Below are 3372 nucleotides of genomic sequence, written 5' to 3' on the forward strand. Positions count from 1 at the left end.
CGACGCCCCCTCGCCGGGCATCCGCACGCGCGAGAGTACGCCCACAGCGCAGCCGCCCCCGACGATGGCGTCTGGCGTGCGCAGATGCGCAGGCTGGAGTTCATCGCGGGGGGCGGCTGCGAGTCCCCGGTCAGCCGCTCGCGCGGATGCTCGCCGACCGCAGTTGCACGCCGACCGCGGATGCACGCCGACTCGTGATGTGAGGGCCTACTGGGGACGCTTGGGCCGGCTGGTGATGCGAGGGCCGTCAGAGTAGCTCGATGATCGTGGCGTTGGCCTGTCCACCGCCCTCGCACATCGTCTGCAGGCCGTACTTGATGCCCTCGTTCTTCATGTGATGGACGAGGTCGGCGAAGATCCGGGCCCCGGAGCCGCCGAGCGGGTGGCCGAGGGCGATCGCGCCACCGTTGGGGTTGAGCCTGGCCGGGTCGGCGCCGGTCTCGGCGAGCCACGCCATCGGGACCGAGGCGAAGGCCTCGTTGACCTCGAACACACCGATGTCGTCGACGGTCAGGCCGGAACGCTCGAGAGCCTTGGCCGTGGCCGGGATCGGTGCCGTGAGCATGATGACCGGATCGTCCCCCGCCAGAGTGGCGGTGTGGACCCGGGCGATCGGGGTGCAGCCGTACCTGGCGGCGGCCTCCTCGCTCATGACGAGGATCGCCGCGGAGCCGTCCGAGATCTGCGAGGCGTTGCCGGCGTGGATCACACCGTCGGACTTGAACGGGGTCTTGAGCCCCGCCAACCCCTCGACCGTGCTCCCCCGGCGGATTCCCTGATCGGCGTCGAAGACCCCGTCCGGGGTGGTCACCGGGACGATGTGTCCGGCGAAGAACCCGGCGTCCTGGGCGGCAGCGGCCTTCTCGTGCGAGGCCACGGCGAACTCGTCGAGCTGCGTGCGGGACAGGCCCCATCGCTCGGCGATCATCTCGGCGCCGACACCCTGGTTGGGCATGGTGCCGTCGTAGCGATCGAGGAAGTCCTGCCCGTACGGGATCCCCTCGCCGGTGATGGAGCTGCCCATCGGCTGACGGGTCATGGATTCGACACCGCCGGCCACCACCACGTCGTGGTAGCCGGACTCGACGACCGCGACGGCGAAGCTCAGCGCCTGTTGAGACGACCCGCACTGGCGGTCGACGGTCACACCCGTGACGGTCTCGGGCCAGCCGGCCGAGAGAACCGCTGTGCGTGCGATGTCCCCGGTCTGCTCACCGGCCTGGGTCACGCACCCCCAGATCACGTCCTCCACGACCCCGGGGTCGATTCCGGCGCGCTCGACCAGAGCGTTCAGGACCGTGCCCGACAGATCGGCCGGATGCACGCCGGCCAGACCACCGTTGCGTTTGCCGACCGCGCTGCGCACGGCCTCGACGATTACTGCTCCCATATCCCGCATTCCTCCAACTCGGTCCACCTGGAACTGGTGGAAACTCCTAGTGTTACCCGATGAACGGCGGCGTACGCCGGAGTTCGCCGCGCGCGATGGTGCGGCGGTGCACGGCGTCCGGCCCGTCCACGATCCTCAGGGCCCGCGCCCAGGCGTAGAAGTACGCCAGTGGCGTGTCGTCGGACACCCCCGCCCCGCCGAAGATCTCGATCGCCCGGTCGATCACGGTGCAGGCGACCTGTGGCGCGATCACCTTGATGGCGGAGATCTCGAACCGGGCCTCCTTGGCCCCGACGGTGTCGATCATCCAGGCACAGTGCTGGACCTGGAGGCGGGCCTGGTCGATCTCGATGCGGGAGTTGGCGATGTGCTCCTGCACTACGCCCTGTTCCGACAGGTACCCGCCGAAGGCGTGGCGGGACTTGGCGCGGTCGACCATGAGGGCCAACGCCCGCTCTGCCATCCCGATGGCACGCATGGCGTGGTGGATCCGGCCCGGGCCGAGGCGCGCCTGGGCGATCGCGAACCCGGCCCCCTCCTCGCCGAGCAGGTTCGACGTCGGCACGCGGACGTCCGAGAAGACCAGCTCGCAGTGGCCGTGCTGGTCCTGGTAGCCGAACAGCGGCAGGTTTCGCTCGATGGTCAGCCCCGGGGTACCCCGCGGCACCAGCACCATGGACTGCTGACGGTGCGTCTCGGCGGAGGAGTCCGTCTTGCCCATGACGATGAAGATCTCGCATCGCTCGTCCGCCACTCCCGTGATCCACCACTTGCGGCCGTTGATCACGTACTCGTCACCCTCGCGGCGGATGACGGTCTGGACGTTCGTCGCGTCCGAGGAGGCGACGTCCGGCTCGGTCATGGCATAGGCCGAGCGGATCGTGCCCTCCTTGAGCGGCTCGAGGTAGGCCGCCTTCTGCTCGTCGGTCCCGAACAGGTGGAAGGTCTCCATGTTCCCCGTGTCGGGGGCCTGCGAGTTGATGGCCTCCGGGGCGATCACCGGCGACCAGCCCGAGATCTCCGAGACCGCGGCGAACTCGAGATTGGAGATGCCGGACCACTCGGGCAGGAAGAGGTTCCACAGCCCCCGCCGGCGCGCCTCCGCCTTGAGGTCCTCCATGACGGGCGGGTGCTCGTGGTCGCCGTGGGTGCGGAGGTACTCGGCCCATACCGGTTCGGCGGGGAAGACATGCTCGCGCATGAACTCCCACATGTTCTCCTGCAGCTCGACGCTGCGCTGACTGGGGGCGAATTCCATGGTGCTCTCTCCTGGATCTGGGGTGTGTTGTGGGGCATGCCGCCTGGTGAAAGGGCACGCCTCCTAGTGAAGGGTCATGCCGCCGTCGACGGTGAGAGTCGACCCGGTGACGAACGACGAGGCGTCGGAGGCGAGGAACAGAAGGGCGGAGTCGAGCTCCGGTTGCAGGCCCAACCGTCCGAAGATCGTGCGCCCCGTGATGTCGGCGAGCATCGACTCCGGGATCTCGTCGGTCATCTCCGAGGCGAAGTACCCTGGGGCGAGCGCGTTGACGCGGATCCCCCGCCGGCTCCCCCACTGCGCCGCGAGGTCCCGGGTCAGCCCCAGGACGGCGGCCTTCGAGGCGGAGTAGGCGGCCTGCGGGGCGAATCCCGCGGTCAGTCCGAGGACGCTGGCCACGTTGACGATGCTCGACCCCGGCTCCATGACGGCCGCGCACTCCTTGGCCGCCCAGTAGGCGCCGTGGAGGTTCACGTCCACCACACCCCGGAACTGCTCGGGTGTCTCCTTGAGCGCGGGCACCGCGGTACCGACTCCGGCGTTGTTGACCAGGATGTCGATCCGCCCGTGGGATTCCACGGCAGACCGGACCATCGCGACGCACGACTCGGGGTCCGCGACGTCACACGCCACCGTCGACGCCGCACCACCGGCCGCGCGGAGCTCCTCTGCGAGAGCCTCCAGTCGCTCGCGCCGGCGGGCGGCCAGGACGACGGTGGCGCCG

Annotated in this window: 3 protein-coding genes; all 3 read right to left on the bottom strand. The window is 69.5% G+C overall.

Annotated features, from left to right (window positions below; genetic code table 11):
• Window positions 1–247: 247 nt before the first annotated feature.
• Window positions 248–1390, bottom strand: coding sequence for a thiolase family protein (locus G6019_RS15655; protein ID WP_107756807.1), 1143 nt, complete (start codon window positions 1388–1390; stop codon window positions 248–250).
• Between the two features lie 52 nt (window positions 1391–1442).
• Window positions 1443–2648 (bottom strand): acyl-CoA dehydrogenase family protein, encoded by a 1206-nt coding sequence (locus tag G6019_RS15660; protein WP_107756808.1) that lies wholly within the window; start codon window positions 2646–2648, stop codon window positions 1443–1445.
• A gap of 63 nt (window positions 2649–2711) precedes the next feature.
• Window positions 2712–3372: SDR family NAD(P)-dependent oxidoreductase (locus G6019_RS15665; RefSeq protein WP_182627998.1), on the bottom strand; the 661-nt coding region annotated here is incomplete at its 5' end.

Source organism: Dietzia sp. DQ12-76 (genome assembly GCF_014145045.1).
GTDB lineage: Bacteria > Actinomycetota > Actinomycetes > Mycobacteriales > Mycobacteriaceae > Dietzia.

Coding starts and splice junctions, on each gene's coding strand:
- G6019_RS15655 (WP_107756807.1), bottom strand. CDS start 1,390: ATGGGAGCAGTAATCGTCGAGGCCGTGCGCAGCGCGGTCGGCAAACGC.
- G6019_RS15660 (WP_107756808.1), bottom strand. CDS start 2,648: ATGGAATTCGCCCCCAGTCAGCGCAGCGTCGAGCTGCAGGAGAACATG.